Genomic DNA, 15,289 nt, shown 5'->3' with positions numbered 1-15,289 from the left:
ACCGATGCCTCGCTCGCTGATCGTCCATGAGAACTTCCTTGCCCGCGTCCCGGCGCGTGATCTGCCGGCGGGTGCGGCCCCCGCGCCCGGTCTCGACCCGCAGGAGATGGTGGCGCTCTTCCGCTGCCAGTGCCTCTCGCGCGCCCTCGACCGGACGAGCCGGGCGATGCAGAAGGCCGGACAGGGCTTCTACACCATCGGCTCCTCGGGCCACGAGGGCATGGCGGCCGTGGCCCATGCCCTGCGGCCCACCGACATGGCTTTCCTGCATTACCGCGACGCGGCCTTCCAGATCGCGCGGGCGGCGCAGGTGGGGCAGGACATCGCGCGCGACATGCTCCTGTCCTTCGCCTCCTCCTCCGAGGATCCGATCTCGGGCGGCCGCCACAAGGTGCTGGGCTCGAAGGCGCTCGCCATCCCGCCCCAGACCTCGACCATCGCAAGCCACCTACCGAAGGCCGTCGGCGCCGCCTATTCGATCGGTCTCGCCCGCCGTCGCCCGCCCGAGCACCGCGCCCTGCCCGAGGACGCGCTGGTGATGGCCAGTTTCGGCGATGCCTCGGCCAACCACTCGACCGCGCAGGGCGCCTTCAACACCGCGGGCTGGACCGCCTTCCAGACGGTGCCGCTCCCGATGCTCTTCGTCTGCGAGGACAATGGCATCGGCATCTCGACCAAAACCCCCCGCGGCTGGATCGAGGCGAGCTTCCGCAACCGGCCGGGCCTGCGCTACTTTGCGGCCAATGGTCTCGACATAACAGACGCATATGCCGTGGCGGCCGAGGCGGCCGACTACGTTCGGACCCGCCGCAGGCCTGCCTTCCTGCACCTGCGCACCGTGCGCCTCTACGGCCATGCGGGCGCCGACCTGCCCACCACCTACATGAGCCGCGAGGAGGTGGAGGCCGAGGAGGCGAACGATCCGCTGCTCCACACCGTCCGCCTGATGGACGAGGCGGGTGCCCTGAGTCCCGACAAGGCGCTGGCGATCTACCTCGAGACCCAGGAGCGTGTGGACCGCATCGCGGCGGAGGCCGTGACCCGGCCCCGGCTGAAGACGGCACCGGAGGTTATGGCGAGCCTCATTCCCCCGGCCCGACCCTGCAGCCCCACGAACGGCCCTTCGTTCGAGGCCCGCGCCGCAGCTTACGGAACCGACCTCAGGGCGATGGACGAGCCGCAGCCAATGAGCCGTCTGATCAACTGGGCGCTCACCGACCTGATGCTGGAGCACCCCGAGATCGTGCTGATGGGCGAGGACATCGGCCGCAAGGGCGGGGTCTATGGCGTCACGCAGAAGCTCCAGTCCCGTTTCGGCTGCAACCGGGTGATCGACACGCTGCTCGATGAACAGTCGATCCTGGGCCTCGGCATCGGCATGGCCCACAATGGCTTTCTTCCGGTGCCCGAGATCCAGTTCCTCGCCTATCTCCACAACGCCGAGGACCAGATCCGGGGCGAGGCCGCCACCCTGCCCTTCTTCTCGAACGGGCAATACGCGAACCCGATGGTCGTCCGGATCGCGGGGCTCGGCTACCAGAAGGGCTTCGGCGGACATTTCCACAACGACAATTCCATCGCCGTCCTGCGCGACATTCCGGGGCTGATCCTCGCCTGCCCTTCGGACGGGGCGGAAGCCGCGATGATGCTGCGCGAATGCGTGCGCCTTGCCCGCGAGGAGCAGCGTCTGGTGGTGTTCCTCGAACCCATCGCGCTCTATCCGATGCGCGACCTGAAGGACGAGAAGGACGGAGGCTGGATGCGCACCTACCCCGACCCCTCGCGCCGCATCGCCTTCGGCGAGATCGGCATCCACGGGGATGGACGCGACCTTTCCATTGTCACCTACGGCAACGGCAACTACCTGTCGCAGCAGGCGAATTTCGCGCTTCGTGAAAATGGAGTGTCCGCTCGGATCATCGACCTGCGCTGGCTGGCGCCCCTGCCCCTCGACGCGATGCTTGAGGCCACGCGCGACTGCGGGGCCGTGCTCGTCGTGGATGAATGCCGCCGCTCGGCTGGCGGGCCCGCCGAGGCGCTGGTGACCGCGCTGGCCGAGGACGGCCGCAGCCGCATCGCCCGTGTCACAGCCGAGGACAGTTTCATCGCCACCGGCCCGGCCTATGCCGCCACGCTCCCCTCGGCCGCGGGCATCGCCGAGGCGGCATTGAAGCTGGTGAAGGGATGAGCGCCATCGCCCGGACCTGTTACCCGATCCGGCGCGCAAAGCCCGCTTCGAGCAGCGAAAGGCTGTTCGGACACGTCACAGGAGGACAACGATGAAGGAACTGTTCGACGCGCTGGGGCTCAGCCGGACCGAGATCGAGGGCGGCACCCTGACGGTGCACTCGCCCATCGACGGCGCGGAGATTGCACGCGTCCATCCCACCGATCCAACTACGATGTCCGGAGTGATCGCCCGCGCGCAGGAGGCGTTCCGGGCGTGGCGCGAGGTGCCCGCGCCCCGGCGGGGGGAGCTGGTGCGGCTTCTCGGCGAGGAGCTGCGCGCGGCCAAGGCCGAGCTCGGCGCGCTGGTCACGCTCGAGGCGGGCAAGATCACCTCGGAAGGCCTGGGCGAGGTGCAGGAGATGATCGACATCTGCGACTTCGCGGTCGGTCTTTCGCGGCAGCTCTATGGGCTGACCATCGCCTCCGAGCGGCCGGGGCACCGGATGATGGAGACCTGGCACCCGATGGGGCCCTGCGCCGTGATCTCCGCCTTCAACTTCCCGGTCGCGGTCTGGTCGTGGAACACCGCACTGGCGCTGGTCTGCGGCGACCCGGTGATCTGGAAGCCATCCGAAAAGACGCCGCTGACGGCGATGGCATCGATGAAGATCCTCGGCCGGGCGCTGGAGCGGTTCGGGGACGCACCCGAGGGTCTCGTGCAGCTGGTGATCGGCGGGCCGGAGATCGGCGAGGCGCTGGTCGCCTCGCGCGATGTGCCGATCGTCTCGGCCACCGGCTCGACCCGGATGGGGCGGATCGTCGGGCCGAAGGTCGCGGAGCGCTTCGGGCGCCCGATCCTCGAACTCGGCGGCAACAACGCGATGATCGTGGCCCCCTCGGCCGACCTCGACATGGCCGTGCGCGCCATCGTCTTCTCGGCGGTCGGCACGGCCGGGCAACGCTGCACCTCGCTCCGGCGACTGATCGTGCACCACTCGATCCGGGAGGATCTGGTGGCCCGCCTCGTCAAGGCCTACGGCTCGCTCAAGGTGGGCGACCCGCGCGCCGAAGGCACGCTGGTCGGCCCGCTCGTCGACGCGGATGCGCGCGACCGGATGCTGGCGGCGCTCGACCGCGCGCGGGCCGAGGGTGGCACCGTGCATGGCGGCCGGCCGGTCGAAGGTGTGCCCGGCGGGGCCTATGTCGAGCCCGCCATCGCGCTGATGCCCGCCCAGACCGGCGTCGTCTGCGAGGAGACCTTCGCGCCGATCCTCTACGTCATGGGCTACGAGACGCTGGACGAGGCAATCGCGCTGCAGAACGCCGTGCCGCAGGGCCTCTCGTCCTGCATCTTCACGCTGAACCTGCGCGAGGCCGAGGCCTTCGTCTCGGCGGCAGGCTCGGATTGCGGGATCGCCAACGTGAACATCGGGCCCTCCGGCGCCGAGATCGGCGGGGCCTTCGGCGGCGAGAAGGAGACCGGCGGCGGCCGCGAAAGCGGCTCGGATGCGTGGCGCGGCTACATGCGGCGGCAGACGAACACGATCAACTGGTCGGCGGCGCTGCCGCTGGCGCAGGGGGTCAGGTTCGACATCTGAGGCCGCGCGCGGCCCCTGAAGTAGGGGTCAGGCACGCTCGGCACAGGCGGCGCGGCACCAGCGCAGCGCCGCCTCGCCATCGGGCGGAAGCCACTGGCAGAGCCCGCCGGCGAATGCCTCCCAGGCGGGCTCGCTCGACGGGCGCACCGCCACGAGGACCGGCACCCCACGCTCGCAGGCGCGACCGATCAGGCCACGCATCCCTTCGCCCTCCGTCTCCGCCTTGCCGAAGCGCGGGATGACGAGGAGGTCCGGGGACCGCTCCAGGGCGGCGATCCCGGCCGCGGCCGCGATCGCGAGGCCCTCGGGATCCAGCCGGCAGCCGCTGGACCCGGGACCGAGATCCTGCGTGATCGGGTAGAGCGCCCCCGAGACGAGATCCTCGAGCCGTGTTCCCTCTCGCTGAAGGAACCCCGCAGGCCGCAGCCCCTCGGCCCGGAGCGTGGCCACCACCGCGGCCAGCAGAGGGTCGATGGGAACATCGGCGCGGATCGGAAGGGCCGCGACGGGAAGCCGCGCATCGAAAGTGTCGCTCTGGTCCATCGCCCTTCCCTGCCCCGACGCGGCGTCACCCGCCTTGATCCTGCGCAACCGGGGCTCGTCTCGCGTCCCCGCCCGTGCCACCATCGGCGCGGGAGGACCTAAGATGACAGCAGAGCCGATCAGCCGCTACCCCGTTCCCGAGATCGACGGACTGCCCGAGGACATCCGCGACCGCATCCTCGCCGTGCAGGAGAAGTCGGGGTTCGTGCCGAACGTCTTCCTCGTCCTTGCCCGGCGGCCGGACGAGTTCCGTGCCTTCTTCGCCTATCACGACGCGCTGATGGACAAGGACTGCAACCTCACCAAGGCCGAGCGCGAGATGATCGTGGTGGCGACCTCGAACGCCAACGGTTGCCAGTATTGCGTGGTGGCACACGGGGCGATCCTGAGGATCCGGGCGAAGGACCCGCTTGTGGCCGACCAGGTCGCCGTGAACCACCGGAAGGCGCAGATCACGCCGCGGCAGAGGGCGATGCTGGACTTCGCGATGAAGGTCTCGCAGGCCTCCCATCTTGTCGGGCCCGAGGATCACGAGGCGCTGGCCGCCCACGGCTTCGATGCAGAGGATGCGTGGGATATTGCCGCCATCGCCGCCTTCTTCGGCATGTCGAACCGCATCGCCAATGCAACGGACATGCGGCCGAACCCCGAGTTCTATGCCATGGGCCGATAAGGCCCGGCCTGCGCGCGTCAAGGATCCGCGTCATGCGCCAAGGGGCGCAAGCAACATTATTGCTTGAAAATCAGCGCGAGCAGTGTTTTGCGTTGCGGCAACTCAACCCAAGGCACAGCCAGAGCGGAGACCGCCATGACTCGCCCGACCTTCGTCCATCCGACCCGGCGTTCCGTGCTGGCCGGAGGCGCCTCAGCCCTCGTAGCCGCCAGCCTGCCCCGCTTCGTGCAGGCGCAGAGCTCCGAGCCGATCCGGCTCGGATTCCAGCTCCATCGTACCGGGATCGGCGCGGCGTACGGGAGGTGGTACGAGCGGACAGCGCTCGCCGCGCTGAAGGTCGTGAACGAGTCGGGCGGCATCGCGGGCCGCCCGGTCGAGATCCTGTTCGAGGATGACGCGACCGACCCGCGTCGTGGCGCGGAGGTCGTCGAGAAACTCGCCACCCAGGCCAGGGTGGACATGATCTTCGGGCCGCTCTTCAGCCATGTGGTCATCGGCTCGGCCCCGCGCGCGGCCGAACTCAAGATCCCCTACCTCGTCTGCTCCGAGGGCTACCACGTCGCCTCGGGCAAGCTGAACCGCTGGACGCTCCAGCCCGGTATCACCGACGTGCGGGCGCAGGTCACGGCCATGGCGCCCTTCGTGACCCGGAACCTCGGCAAGAAGATCACGATGATCTTCCCGGACTACGCCTTCGGCCACGACCACCGTGACTTCTTCACCGAGGCGGTGGCGGCGCAGGGGGGAGAGGTCATCGCCCAGATCGCGATCCCGCCGACCGAGACCAGCTTCACGCGCTACTTCCCCCGCATCCCGCGCGACACCGAGGTGCTCTATCACGTCATGGTTGGCCCCTCGGTGCTGACCTTCGTGAAGGAGCTCGGCGAATTCTACGGCTCGGGCGCCCGACCCGAGATCTTCGGCTTCATCGACTCGCTCGAGGCAGTGGACATCTCGAGCCCCGGCCTCGGCTTCCTCGACGGATCGCATTTCTGGGAAGGCCAGTGCCGGATGCTGCAGTCCGACGCGAGCGAGGCGGAGAAGTTCTACCGCGAGGCGGTGGGCGTCGATGCCAACGGCGCGGCAGTCGAGGATCCGCAGAACGTCTCTTGCTACGGCCACATGTTCTCGGTCTGGGAGACGCTCTTCGCGATCAAGCAGGGCATGGAGGCCTGCGGCTGGCGCGGGCCGCAGGACCGTCAGGCCTTCGTCGAGGCGGTCGAGGCCTTTACCGAGATGCCGGCGGGCCGCGAGCGTCCGCAGGGCGCCAAGGTCTTCGACGCGAAACTCCACCAGGCCTTCGGGCACCAGTTCATCTCGAAGCTTGAGGGCGGACGTCTGGTGAAGGTGCACGAGACCTCGATCGAGGACGGACGCTACGAGAGCGACGTGGACTATACCGCGACCTCCTTCTGAGGATGGAATTCGGACCCTTCCTGCTTCTCGCCGTGATGGAGGGGCTGGTCGGCGCGGCGGTGCTCGCGCTGACGGCCTCGGGCTTGAGCCTCGTCTTCGGCGTGATGCGGGTGGTGAACGTGGCCCATGGCGAGTTCTTCATGCTGGGCGCGGTCGCCGCCTGGTTCGTAAGCCAATGGGTGCCGGGGCCGCCGGCCGCCGCCTTCGCCGTGGCGCTGGTCGCCTGCCCGCTCCTCGTGGCAGGGCTGGCAGCGCTCGCCGACCGGGCGGTGCTGAAGCGGCTTTCCTACGAGCCAGAGGCCACGATCATCGCCACCATCGGCCTGCTCTACATCCTGCAGCAGGCGGCGCTAAGCCTCTACGGCCCCGAGGCGCGACCGGTGCCGCCGCCTTTCGAGGCGCGGCTGCAACTGCCGTGGTTCGGCTGGTCGGGCTACAAGCTCTTCGTGATCGGGGCGGCGGGCGCGGTGCTCGCAGGCCTCTGGCTCTTCCTGTCGCGCAGCCGCGCGGGCCTCGTGATGCGGGCGACGCAGGTCGACCGGGTCACCGCCACGGCCTTCGGCATCGACGTGGATCGCGTCTACGCCGGCACCTTCGCGCTCGGGGCGGGGCTCGCCGCCACCGCCGCGGTGCTGATCGTGCCGATCCAGCAGGCGCACTACCTGATGGGGGGCGATCCGCTGCTGCTCAGCTTCATCGTCGTGGTGATCGGCGGCCTCGGATCGCTGCGCGGCACGCTGGTCGCGGCGCTGCTGATCGGCGTCTCGGACGGTGTGATCTCTACCTTCTTCGAGCCGACGCTGGCAAAGATCCTTGCCACGCTCCTTGTGGCGCTGGTGCTTGTCTTCCGTCCGCAGGGTCTGTTCGGGACTGCTGCATGAGGATGCTCGCCCTGCATCTGGCCGTGCTGGCGGCGCTGGCGGCGCTCCAGTTCCTTCTGCCCGCCTATCACCATACCAATGCCGCGCGCATCATGGTGCTCGCGACCTATGCGATGGGGTTCAACATCGCCTTCGGCTACACCGGCCTCCTGTCGCTCGGCCATGCACTCTTCTTCGCCGGAGGCATGTATGCGACGGGACTTCTGGTCGATCAGGGCGGCTGGCAGCCCTGGGCCGCGCTGCTGGCCGGGCCCGTCGCAGGCGGCGCGCTCGCCGCGGGGCTGGGGCTTCTGGCGCTGAGGACGGCGGGACCGGCCTTCATGATCGTCACGCTGATGTTCGCGCAGGCCTTCCACCTCGCGATCCTCTACTGGGGAGGCTTCACGGGCGGCGACGAGGGCTTCACCCTCTCCGGCGCGGCGCGGAGGGTCGGGCCGCTTGACCTTGCCGATCCCGCCACGCGCTACGGCGCGGCCTTCGCGCTCTTCGCCGCGACGATGCTGGCCTGCCTTGCCCTCGTCCGGTCGCGCCGGGGCCGTGTCCTCGTCGCCGTGCGCGAGAACGAGGAGCGCACGCGGATGCTGGGCTACGACACGTTCCGCGCCAAGCTGTTCGCGATGACGCTCTCGGGCCTCGTCTCCGGCGCGGCGGGGGCGACCTACGGGCTGATGTTCGGCTATGTCGGTGGCTCCTTCGCCTCGATCCAGTATTCGATCCTGCCGCTGATCTGGGTGCTGCTCGGCGGTGCCGGGACCGTGCTCGGGCCGCTTCTCGGCACCGCGCTCATGTTCTACCTGATCGACTGGGCCTCGTCAGTCACCACAGCCTCGCAGTTCGTCGTCGGCGCGGTGCTGATCCTGCTCGTCCTCTTCGCGCCGCGGGGGCTTCTCGGCCTCCTGCGCGAGCGCGGCCTGCGGAGCCTGCCATGAGCCTTCTGGAGGCGCGGAACCTCGTGCGCCACTTTGGCGGCGTGCTGGCGATCGACGGGGTGGATTTCGATCTGTCTGCCGGTGAGATCCACGCGCTGATCGGGCCGAACGGAGCCGGAAAGTCGACGCTTGTCGGGCTCCTCTCGGGGCGCATCCCGGCACAGGAGGGCAGCATCCGCTTCGACGGACGCGACATCACCCGCCTGCCCGCGCATGCGCGGGTGGCCTGCGGCATCGCCTATGCGTTTCAGATCACCTCGGTCTATCCCCGCCTCACGGTCTTCGACAACGTGGCCCTCGCCGTGCAGCGCGGGGGGCCAGGCGACCTTGCCACGGCCACGCGGGCGGCGCTCGCGCGGGTGGGGCTGGAGGCAGAGTCGGAGCAGCTGGCCGGCGCCCTGTCCTACGGTCACCAGAGGGTCCTCGAGGTCGCCATGGGCCTCGCGCTTGCGCCGCGCCTTCTGATCCTCGACGAGCCGACGCAGGGCCTTGCGGCTGGCGAGATCGAGGGGTTCAAGACCCTTGTGCGCGATCTGGTGCCTGACACGACCGTGCTGCTGATCGAGCACAACATGGAGGTGGTGATGGACCTCGCCCAACGCATCACCGTGCTGAACAACGGCCGGGTGCTGGCGCGCGGCACGCCGGCCGAAATCCGGGCCGACCGGGCGGTGCAGGCCGCCTACCTGGGGGGCTGAGATGCTGAGGGTCCAGTCCATTGATGCCGGATACGGCCGGGTGCAGGTCCTGCACAGGCTCAGCTTCGAGGCGCGGGCCGGCGAGGTGACCTGCATCATGGGCCGGAACGGCGCGGGGAAGAGCACGCTCCTGCGCGCGATCATGGGGCAGGTGCCACCCGGCGCGGGCCGGATCGAGCTGGACGGCGAGAGGATCGACGGTTTGCCCGCGCACCGCATCCCGCGGCTCGGGATCGGCTACGTGCCGCAGGGCCGGCGCCTCTTCGGGCCGCTGACGGTGGCCGAGAACCTCGAGATCGGCCTCATGACCCGCGGGCGCGGCGCCCGGACGCGTGAGCGGGTGCTCGACCTCTTCCCCCGGCTGCGCGAACGCCTCGGGCAGACCGCCGCGACCCTCTCGGGCGGCGAGCAGCAGATGCTGGCCATCGGCCGCGCGCTCTGCCTCGAGCCGAAGGCCATCCTGCTCGACGAGCCGACCGAGGGCCTGCAGCCCTCGATGATCGCTCTGATCCGGGACACGGTGCGCAGGCTGCGCGGAATGGGCGTGGCGGTCGTGCTGGTCGAGCAGCGGATCGAGGCGGTGCTGGATCTGGCCGACCGTGTGGCCTTCATGGAGACCGGGCGCGTGGCCGAAGCGGTGGCCGCCGCCGATCTTGCGGCCGACGCGCCCCAGTTCGCGCGGTACGTCGGCGTCTGAGCGCCCCCGCCGGGAAGGGCGGCCAGAACACCGCGGCCTGCCTCGCCACATCGCGTCCCGCCATGCCCAGCCGGCCTTTACCACTTTCGCTCCGTGACTTCACCCGTCAGCCGGCGCTCCGGGCAAGTAGGAACCTTTCAGCCGCACGATCTCCTCCTGCAGCCGCAGGGCGGCCGGGTTCAGCGGCCGGTCCACCGGATTCACGAGAAACCAGTGGCGCTCGATCGGCAGGCCCGGCGCCGACAGCCGCACCAGCTGTCCGAAGCGCAACTCGTCCATGACCACATGAAGCGACAGGAACGCGATGCCGAGGCCCGCGATGGCGGCCTGCTTGATCGTCTCGTTCGAATCCATCTCGATCAGGTCGACCACCTGTCCTTCGCCCAGCCGGTCGAGATAGCGCGACATGAGAAGCCGCGTCCCCGACCCGTCCTCTCGCGCAAGGAAGGTCTGCGCAAGGAGATCCGGTGCGGGCACCTCGGCCAGACCGGCCAGCGGATGGTCGGGTGCGGCCACGATCCCATGCGGATGGGGACCGAGCGCGACCGACGCCACCTCGGGCAGTCGGGGCGGGCGGCCCATGATGGCCAGATCGACCGTATGCCGGGCAAGATCGTCGATCAGATGCTCGCGGTTGCCGACGCGCAGGGCGATTCGGATCTCGGGGCAGGCAAGGCTCAGCATCTTGACCAGCCGGGGGGCGAAATAACGCCCCGTGGAGACGACGCCCAGCGTGACCTGCCCGGCCCGACCTTGGCTCACTGCCATCACTTGGTATGAGCATTGCGACAGAATGACCTCGATCCTCTGCGCCGCTTCCATGACGGCAGAGCCCGCAAGCGTCGGGGTGAAGGCACCGGCCTCGGGCGGGCGATGCAACAAAGGGACGCCGAAGGCTTCCTCCAAGTTCCTGATCTGGCTGTGAATTGCCGGAGGCGTCAGGCCCAGGTGCAGCGCGCCGCCCGTCAGCGAGGCTTTCTCTGCCACTGCCGTCAGGGCCCGAAGCTGCTTCAACGTGATGGCGTCCAGCCTCACCATTCCAATTATCCTAATCTATATTCATGCTTATTAAATTCCATAAAAGGCCAGCTTGGGCAAGCCTTGCGTCAAGGACGGGAGGAGATGCCAGTGAAGCCGTTTTCAACCAATCCCGATGCCATCCCGGCCGAGTTGCAGGATGTCATGGACCGCCTTGGCTCGGTCGCAATCGAGATCGCGCTCCGCATTGCCCGCGGCGGGATCGACGAGGATCTTGCAGGGCTCTGCGGCACCAACACCGACGGCGACGGACAGAAGGCGCTCGATGTCATCGCCGATGATGCCTTCCGCGATGCCCTCATGGGCTCGGCCATCAGGTTCTACGCCTCGGAAGAGCAGGAGACGGTCGCCACGCTCAACGAGACGGGCACGCTTGCCATCGCCATCGATCCGCTGGACGGCTCGTCCAACATCGACACGAACCTCTCCATCGGCACGATCTTCGCCATCTGGCCGGCCGCGGATACGGCGGAAGCCAGCTTCCTGCGGCCCGGCTCGGAACTGGTCGCGGGCGGCTACGTGATCTACGGCCCGCAGGTCTGCCTCATGGTGAGCTTCGGCAGGGGCACGCAGAAATACGTGCTGGATCCGCAGACGGGGGCCTTCGTGCTCGTTGACCGCGCGGTGAAGGTTCCGCCCACATCGATCGAATTTGCAATCAACGCGTCGAACTACCGGCACTGGCCCAAGCCGATCCGCGCCTACATCGACGATTGCGTGGCCGGAACCGAGGGGCCGCGGGGACGGAACTTCAACATGCGCTGGCTGGCCTCGCTCGTCGCCGAGACGCACCGCATCCTCGCGCGCGGTGGCGTGTTCCTTTACCCGCGCGACAGCCGCAAGGGCTACGAGCAGGGACGGCTGCGCTTCCTCTACGAATGCGCGCCCATCGCCTTCGTGATCACCCAGGCGGGCGGCGGGGCCACGGACGGCGAGAACCCCATCCTCGGCCAGACGCCCTCGCGGTTGCACGCCCGCACACCCTTTGTCTTCGGGTCCGCCGAGAAGGTGGCCCGCATCACGGCCTACCACGACCTGCCGGAGCAGGAGACGTCGGCCCTCTTTGGAAATCGCGGCCTGTTCCGGAGCTGATACCCGTCATGAGCAAGAAACACCCCATCATCTCGGTCACGGGATCGTCCGGCGCGGGCACGTCGACCGTGAAGCACACCTTCGACCAGATCTTCCGACGGGAGGGCGTGAAGGCCGTCTCGATCGAGGGTGACGCCTTCCACCGCTACAATCGCGCCGACATGAAGGCCGAGCTGGAGCGCCGCTATGCCTCCGGAGACGCCACGTTCTCGCATTTCTCCTACGAGGCGAACGAACTTAAGGAGCTGGAGCGCGTCTTTCGGGAATATGGCCAGACCGGTCTCGGCCGCACGCGAACCTACGTCCACGATGACGCGGAGGCGGCAAGGACCGGGGTCGCGCCCGGCAACTTCACCGAATGGCGCGAGTTCGACAGCGACAGCCACCTGCTCTTTTACGAGGGGCTGCACGGCGCGGTGGTCAACGACGAGGTGAACATCGCAGCCCTTGCGGACCTCAAGATCGGCGTCGTCCCCGTCATCAACCTCGAATGGATCCAGAAGATCCACCGGGACCGCGCGACCCGCGGCTACACGACCGAGGCCGTGACGGACGTGATCCTCCGCCGGATGCACGCCTATGTGCACTGCATCACGCCGCAGTTCACGCAGACCGACATCAACTTCCAGCGCGTTCCGGTGGTGGACACGTCGAACCCCTTCATCGCGCGCTGGATCCCGACCGCCGACGAAAGCGTCGTCGTCATCCGCTTCCGGAACCCGAGGGGCATCGACTTCCCCTACCTGACCTCGATGATCCACGGCTCCTGGATGAGCCGCGCCAATTCCATCGTCGTGCCCGGCAACAAGCTGGACCTGGCGATGCAACTGATCCTGACGCCCCTGATCGAGCGCCTCGTGCGCGAGAGCAAGGTGGCCTGACCCGACCCCGCGTCTTCGGGGACATGCCCCGAAGCGCCGATCCCGCCCGACCCCGGCCGGCTCCGACCGGCCGGACAGGATACGACCGACTCTGACATGACGACCGAGGGAGGAGACCCATGGCCCTGATCACGCTCAGACAATTGCTCGACCATGCCGCGGAGCGCGGCTATGGCGTGCCGGCCTTCAACATCAACAACATGGAACAGGGGCTCGCCATTCTTCAGGCGGCCAAGGCCTGCGACGCGCCGGTGATCCTGCAGGCGTCCCGCGGGGCGCGAAGCTATGCCGGCGACATCATGCTGCGCCACATGGTCCAGGCGCTGGCCGAGATGTATCCGCAGATCCCGATCTGCCTGCATCAGGACCACGGCAACAACGAGGCGACCTGCCTTTCGGCGATCCGGCACGGTTTCACTTCGGTGATGATGGACGGCTCGCTTCAGGCGGACATGAAGACGGTCGCCTCCTACGACTACAACGTCGACATCACCCGCCGCGTGACCGAGGCCGCGCATTGGGTCGGCGCCTCGGTCGAGGGCGAGCTGGGCGTGCTGGGCAGCCTCGAGAAGGGCGAGGCCGAAGCCGAGGACGGCTCGGGCGCCGAAGGCAAGCTCGACCACAGCCAGATGCTGACAGACCCGGATCAGGCGGTCGATTTCGTGCAGGCCACCCGCGTCGATGCCCTCGCCATTGCCATGGGCACCAGCCACGGCGCCTACAAGTTCAGCCGCAAGCCCGATGGCGAGATCCTCGCCATGCATGTCATCGAGGAAATCCACAAGCGGCTGCCCTCGACGCATCTGGTCATGCACGGCTCGTCCTCGGTCCCGCAGGAGCTGCAGGACCTGATCAACGCCAATGGTGGCGAGATGCCCCAGACCTACGGCGTGCCGGTGGAGGAGATCGAGCGCGGGATCCGCCACGGGGTGCGCAAGGTCAACATCGACACCGACTGCCGGATGGCGCTGACCGGCCAGTTCCGCAAGGTCGCGAAGGAGAACCCGAAGGAGTTCGACCCGCGCAAGTTCCTCATCCCCGCGATGAAGGAGATGGAGGCCCTCGTCCGCGACCGGCTGGAACGGTTCGGCACTGCGGGCAATGCCTCGAAGATCACCGTCATCCCGATGGATGACATGGCCCGGCGCTACGCCAGCGGAGCGCTCGATCCTGCGGTCGCGACCGCCAAAGCCGCCTGAAGGGAGGGTGCGATATGGATACCAAGAACACCGAGATCAAAGGCAAGGAACGCTACAAGGCCGGCGTCCTGAAATACGCGCAGATGGGCTATTGGGACGGCGACTACGAGCCCAAGGACACCGACGTCCTGGCCCTGTTCCGCATCACGCCACAGGAGGGGGTGGATCCGATCGAGGCCGCCGCTGCGGTGGCCGGTGAAAGCTCGACCGCGACCTGGACCGTGGTCTGGACCGACCGCCTGACTGCCTGCGACAGCTATCGGGCCAAGGCCTACAAGGTCGAGCCGGTGCCCGGAACGCCCGGCCAGTATTTCTGCTACGTCGCCTATGACCTGATCCTGTTCGAGGAAGGATCCATCGCGAACCTGACCGCCTCGATCATCGGCAACGTGTTCAGCTTCAAGCCGCTGAAGGCCGCCCGGCTCGAGGACATGCGCTTCCCGGTGGCCTATGTGAAGACCTACAAGGGTCCGCCCACCGGCATCATCGGCGAGCGCGAGCGGCTGGACAAGTTCGGCAAGCCGCTCCTCGGCGCCACGACGAAGCCCAAGCTCGGCCTGTCGGGCAAGAACTACGGGCGCGTGGTCTACGAGGGGCTGAAGGGTGGCCTCGACTTCATGAAGGACGACGAGAACATCAACTCGCAGCCCTTCATGCACTGGCGCGACCGGTTCCTCTACGTGATGGAGGCGGTGAACCTCGCCTCGGCGCAGACGGGCGAGGTGAAGGGCCACTACCTGAACATCACCGCCGGCACGATGGAGGAGATGTACCGCAGGGCGGAATTCGCCAAGCAGCTCGGCTCGGTCATCGTGATGGTGGATCTCATCATCGGCTACACGGCGATCCAGTCGATCTCGGAATGGTGCCGGCAGAACGACATGATCCTGCACATGCACCGCGCGGGCCACGGCACCTACACCCGGCAGAAGAACCACGGGATCAGCTTCCGCGTGATCGCCAAGTGGCTCCGCCTCGCCGGGGTGGACCATCTGCATTGCGGAACGGCCGTGGGCAAGCTCGAGGGCGATCCGCCGACGGTGCAGGGCTACTACAACGTCTGCCGCGAGCCGTTCAACGCGGTCGACCTGCCGCGCGGGATCTTCTTCGAGCAGGACTGGGCGGACCTGAGGAAGGTCATGCCGGTTGCCTCGGGCGGCATCCATGCCGGGCAGATGCACCAGCTGCTGAGCCTCTTCGGCGATGACGTGGTGCTGCAGTTCGGCGGCGGCACGATCGGCCATCCGATGGGCATCCAGGCCGGGGCCACGGCGAACCGCGTGGCGCTGGAAGCGATGGTTCTCGCCCGCAACGAAGGCCGCAACATCGACGTCGAAGGCCCGGAGATCCTGCGGGCTGCCGCCAAGTGGTGCAAGCCGCTGGAAGCCGCCCTCGATACCTGGGGCAACATCACCTTCAACTATACCCCCACCGATACGTCGGATTTCGTGCCGACCGCCTCGGTCTCGATGTAA

Annotated in this window: 14 protein-coding genes; 12 read left to right on the top strand and 2 right to left on the bottom strand. The window is 68.1% G+C overall.

Going from position 1 to position 15,289, the window contains the following annotated elements:
* Positions 1-4: 4 nt before the first annotated feature.
* Together ACTVZP_RS05495 and amaB are read left to right on the top strand one after the other, a co-directional pair.
* Positions 5-2,188: a thiamine pyrophosphate-dependent enzyme gene (locus ACTVZP_RS05495; RefSeq protein ID WP_443211100.1), complete on the top strand. Its 2,184-nt coding sequence runs from the start codon at positions 5-7 to the stop codon at positions 2,186-2,188.
* Positions 2,189-2,279: 91 nt separating this feature from the next.
* On the top strand, positions 2,280-3,767 hold the full coding sequence (gene amaB, locus ACTVZP_RS05490; RefSeq protein ID WP_443211099.1) for an L-piperidine-6-carboxylate dehydrogenase: 1,488 nt from the start codon (positions 2,280-2,282) through the stop codon (positions 3,765-3,767).
* A gap of 27 nt (positions 3,768-3,794) precedes the next feature.
* On the opposite strand, the gene ACTVZP_RS05485 is transcribed toward amaB, so the two are convergent.
* Complete coding sequence (locus ACTVZP_RS05485) at positions 3,795-4,310, bottom strand: DUF2478 domain-containing protein (protein WP_443211098.1); 516 nt, start codon at positions 4,308-4,310, stop codon at positions 3,795-3,797.
* A 103-nt stretch (positions 4,311-4,413) separates the two neighbouring features.
* Here ACTVZP_RS05485 and ACTVZP_RS05480 point away from each other — a divergent pair, with 103 nt between their 5' ends.
* The 6 genes from ACTVZP_RS05480 (at position 4,414) to ACTVZP_RS05455 (ending at position 9,604) form a co-directional block, all read left to right on the top strand.
* Positions 4,414-4,983, top strand: coding sequence for a peroxidase-related enzyme (locus tag ACTVZP_RS05480; RefSeq protein WP_443211097.1), 570 nt, complete (start codon positions 4,414-4,416; stop codon positions 4,981-4,983).
* Positions 4,984-5,118: 135 nt separating this feature from the next.
* A complete protein-coding gene (locus ACTVZP_RS05475; RefSeq protein ID WP_443211096.1) occupies positions 5,119-6,399 on the top strand; it encodes an ABC transporter substrate-binding protein in 1,281 nt (426 codons plus the stop codon).
* A gap of 2 nt (positions 6,400-6,401) precedes the next feature.
* Entirely contained in the window at positions 6,402-7,280 is an 879-nt protein-coding gene (locus ACTVZP_RS05470) for a branched-chain amino acid ABC transporter permease (RefSeq protein WP_443211095.1), read from the top strand.
* On the top strand, positions 7,277-8,209 hold the full coding sequence (locus tag ACTVZP_RS05465) for a branched-chain amino acid ABC transporter permease (RefSeq protein ID WP_443211094.1): 933 nt from the start codon (positions 7,277-7,279) through the stop codon (positions 8,207-8,209). The genes ACTVZP_RS05470 and ACTVZP_RS05465 overlap by 4 nt, the downstream gene beginning before the upstream one ends.
* Positions 8,206-8,907 (top strand): ABC transporter ATP-binding protein, encoded by a 702-nt coding sequence (locus ACTVZP_RS05460; protein WP_443211093.1) that lies wholly within the window; start codon positions 8,206-8,208, stop codon positions 8,905-8,907. The genes ACTVZP_RS05465 and ACTVZP_RS05460 overlap by 4 nt, the downstream gene beginning before the upstream one ends.
* A gap of 1 nt (position 8,908) precedes the next feature.
* Positions 8,909-9,604 (top strand): ABC transporter ATP-binding protein, encoded by a 696-nt coding sequence (locus ACTVZP_RS05455; RefSeq protein ID WP_443211092.1) that lies wholly within the window; start codon positions 8,909-8,911, stop codon positions 9,602-9,604.
* Positions 9,605-9,703: 99 nt separating this feature from the next.
* Here ACTVZP_RS05455 and cbbR read toward each other — a convergent pair whose 3' ends face one another.
* A complete protein-coding gene (gene cbbR / locus ACTVZP_RS05450; protein WP_443211090.1) occupies positions 9,704-10,642 on the bottom strand; it encodes a LysR family regulator CbbR in 939 nt (312 codons plus the stop codon).
* 84 nt (positions 10,643-10,726) lie between these two features.
* Between cbbR and ACTVZP_RS05445 the strand changes: the two genes are divergently transcribed.
* From ACTVZP_RS05445 to ACTVZP_RS05430, 4 genes are all read left to right on the top strand, one after another.
* Complete coding sequence (locus ACTVZP_RS05445) at positions 10,727-11,734, top strand: class 1 fructose-bisphosphatase (RefSeq protein ID WP_443211089.1); 1,008 nt, start codon at positions 10,727-10,729, stop codon at positions 11,732-11,734.
* Between the two features lie 8 nt (positions 11,735-11,742).
* Positions 11,743-12,615, top strand: coding sequence for a phosphoribulokinase (locus ACTVZP_RS05440; protein WP_443211088.1), 873 nt, complete (start codon positions 11,743-11,745; stop codon positions 12,613-12,615).
* Between the two features lie 119 nt (positions 12,616-12,734).
* Positions 12,735-13,814, top strand: coding sequence for a class II fructose-bisphosphate aldolase (fba, locus tag ACTVZP_RS05435; protein ID WP_443211087.1), 1,080 nt, complete (start codon positions 12,735-12,737; stop codon positions 13,812-13,814).
* 14 nt (positions 13,815-13,828) lie between these two features.
* Complete coding sequence (locus tag ACTVZP_RS05430) at positions 13,829-15,289, top strand: form I ribulose bisphosphate carboxylase large subunit (protein ID WP_443211086.1); 1,461 nt, start codon at positions 13,829-13,831, stop codon at positions 15,287-15,289.

Origin of the sequence: Rhodobacter sp. NSM, assembly GCF_052244495.1 — a bacterium.
In the GTDB taxonomy this organism is placed as follows: Bacteria; Pseudomonadota; Alphaproteobacteria; order Rhodobacterales; family Rhodobacteraceae; genus Cereibacter_A.
Note: the sequence above shows the minus strand (reverse complement) of the source record. Positions and strands in the feature narration are given on the sequence as shown.

Bases quoted from the DNA above. Each gene is read 5' to 3' on its own strand.
- ACTVZP_RS05475 (WP_443211096.1), top strand. From the start codon at position 5,119: ATGACTCGCCCGACCTTCGTCCATCCGACCCGGCGTTCCGTGCTGGCC.
- ACTVZP_RS05470 (WP_443211095.1), top strand. From the start codon at position 6,402: ATGGAATTCGGACCCTTCCTGCTTCTCGCCGTGATGGAGGGGCTGGTC.
- ACTVZP_RS05460 (WP_443211093.1), top strand. From the start codon at position 8,206: ATGAGCCTTCTGGAGGCGCGGAACCTCGTGCGCCACTTTGGCGGCGTG.
- cbbR (WP_443211090.1), bottom strand. From the start codon at position 10,642: ATGGTGAGGCTGGACGCCATCACGTTGAAGCAGCTTCGGGCCCTGACG.
- ACTVZP_RS05445 (WP_443211089.1), top strand. From the start codon at position 10,727: ATGCCAGTGAAGCCGTTTTCAACCAATCCCGATGCCATCCCGGCCGAG.
- ACTVZP_RS05455 (WP_443211092.1), top strand. From the start codon at position 8,909: ATGCTGAGGGTCCAGTCCATTGATGCCGGATACGGCCGGGTGCAGGTC.
- ACTVZP_RS05485 (WP_443211098.1), bottom strand. From the start codon at position 4,310: ATGGACCAGAGCGACACTTTCGATGCGCGGCTTCCCGTCGCGGCCCTT.
- ACTVZP_RS05495 (WP_443211100.1), top strand. From the start codon at position 5: ATGCCTCGCTCGCTGATCGTCCATGAGAACTTCCTTGCCCGCGTCCCG.
- ACTVZP_RS05465 (WP_443211094.1), top strand. From the start codon at position 7,277: ATGAGGATGCTCGCCCTGCATCTGGCCGTGCTGGCGGCGCTGGCGGCG.
- ACTVZP_RS05480 (WP_443211097.1), top strand. From the start codon at position 4,414: ATGACAGCAGAGCCGATCAGCCGCTACCCCGTTCCCGAGATCGACGGA.
- amaB (WP_443211099.1), top strand. From the start codon at position 2,280: ATGAAGGAACTGTTCGACGCGCTGGGGCTCAGCCGGACCGAGATCGAG.
- fba (WP_443211087.1), top strand. From the start codon at position 12,735: ATGGCCCTGATCACGCTCAGACAATTGCTCGACCATGCCGCGGAGCGC.
- ACTVZP_RS05430 (WP_443211086.1), top strand. From the start codon at position 13,829: ATGGATACCAAGAACACCGAGATCAAAGGCAAGGAACGCTACAAGGCC.
- ACTVZP_RS05440 (WP_443211088.1), top strand. From the start codon at position 11,743: ATGAGCAAGAAACACCCCATCATCTCGGTCACGGGATCGTCCGGCGCG.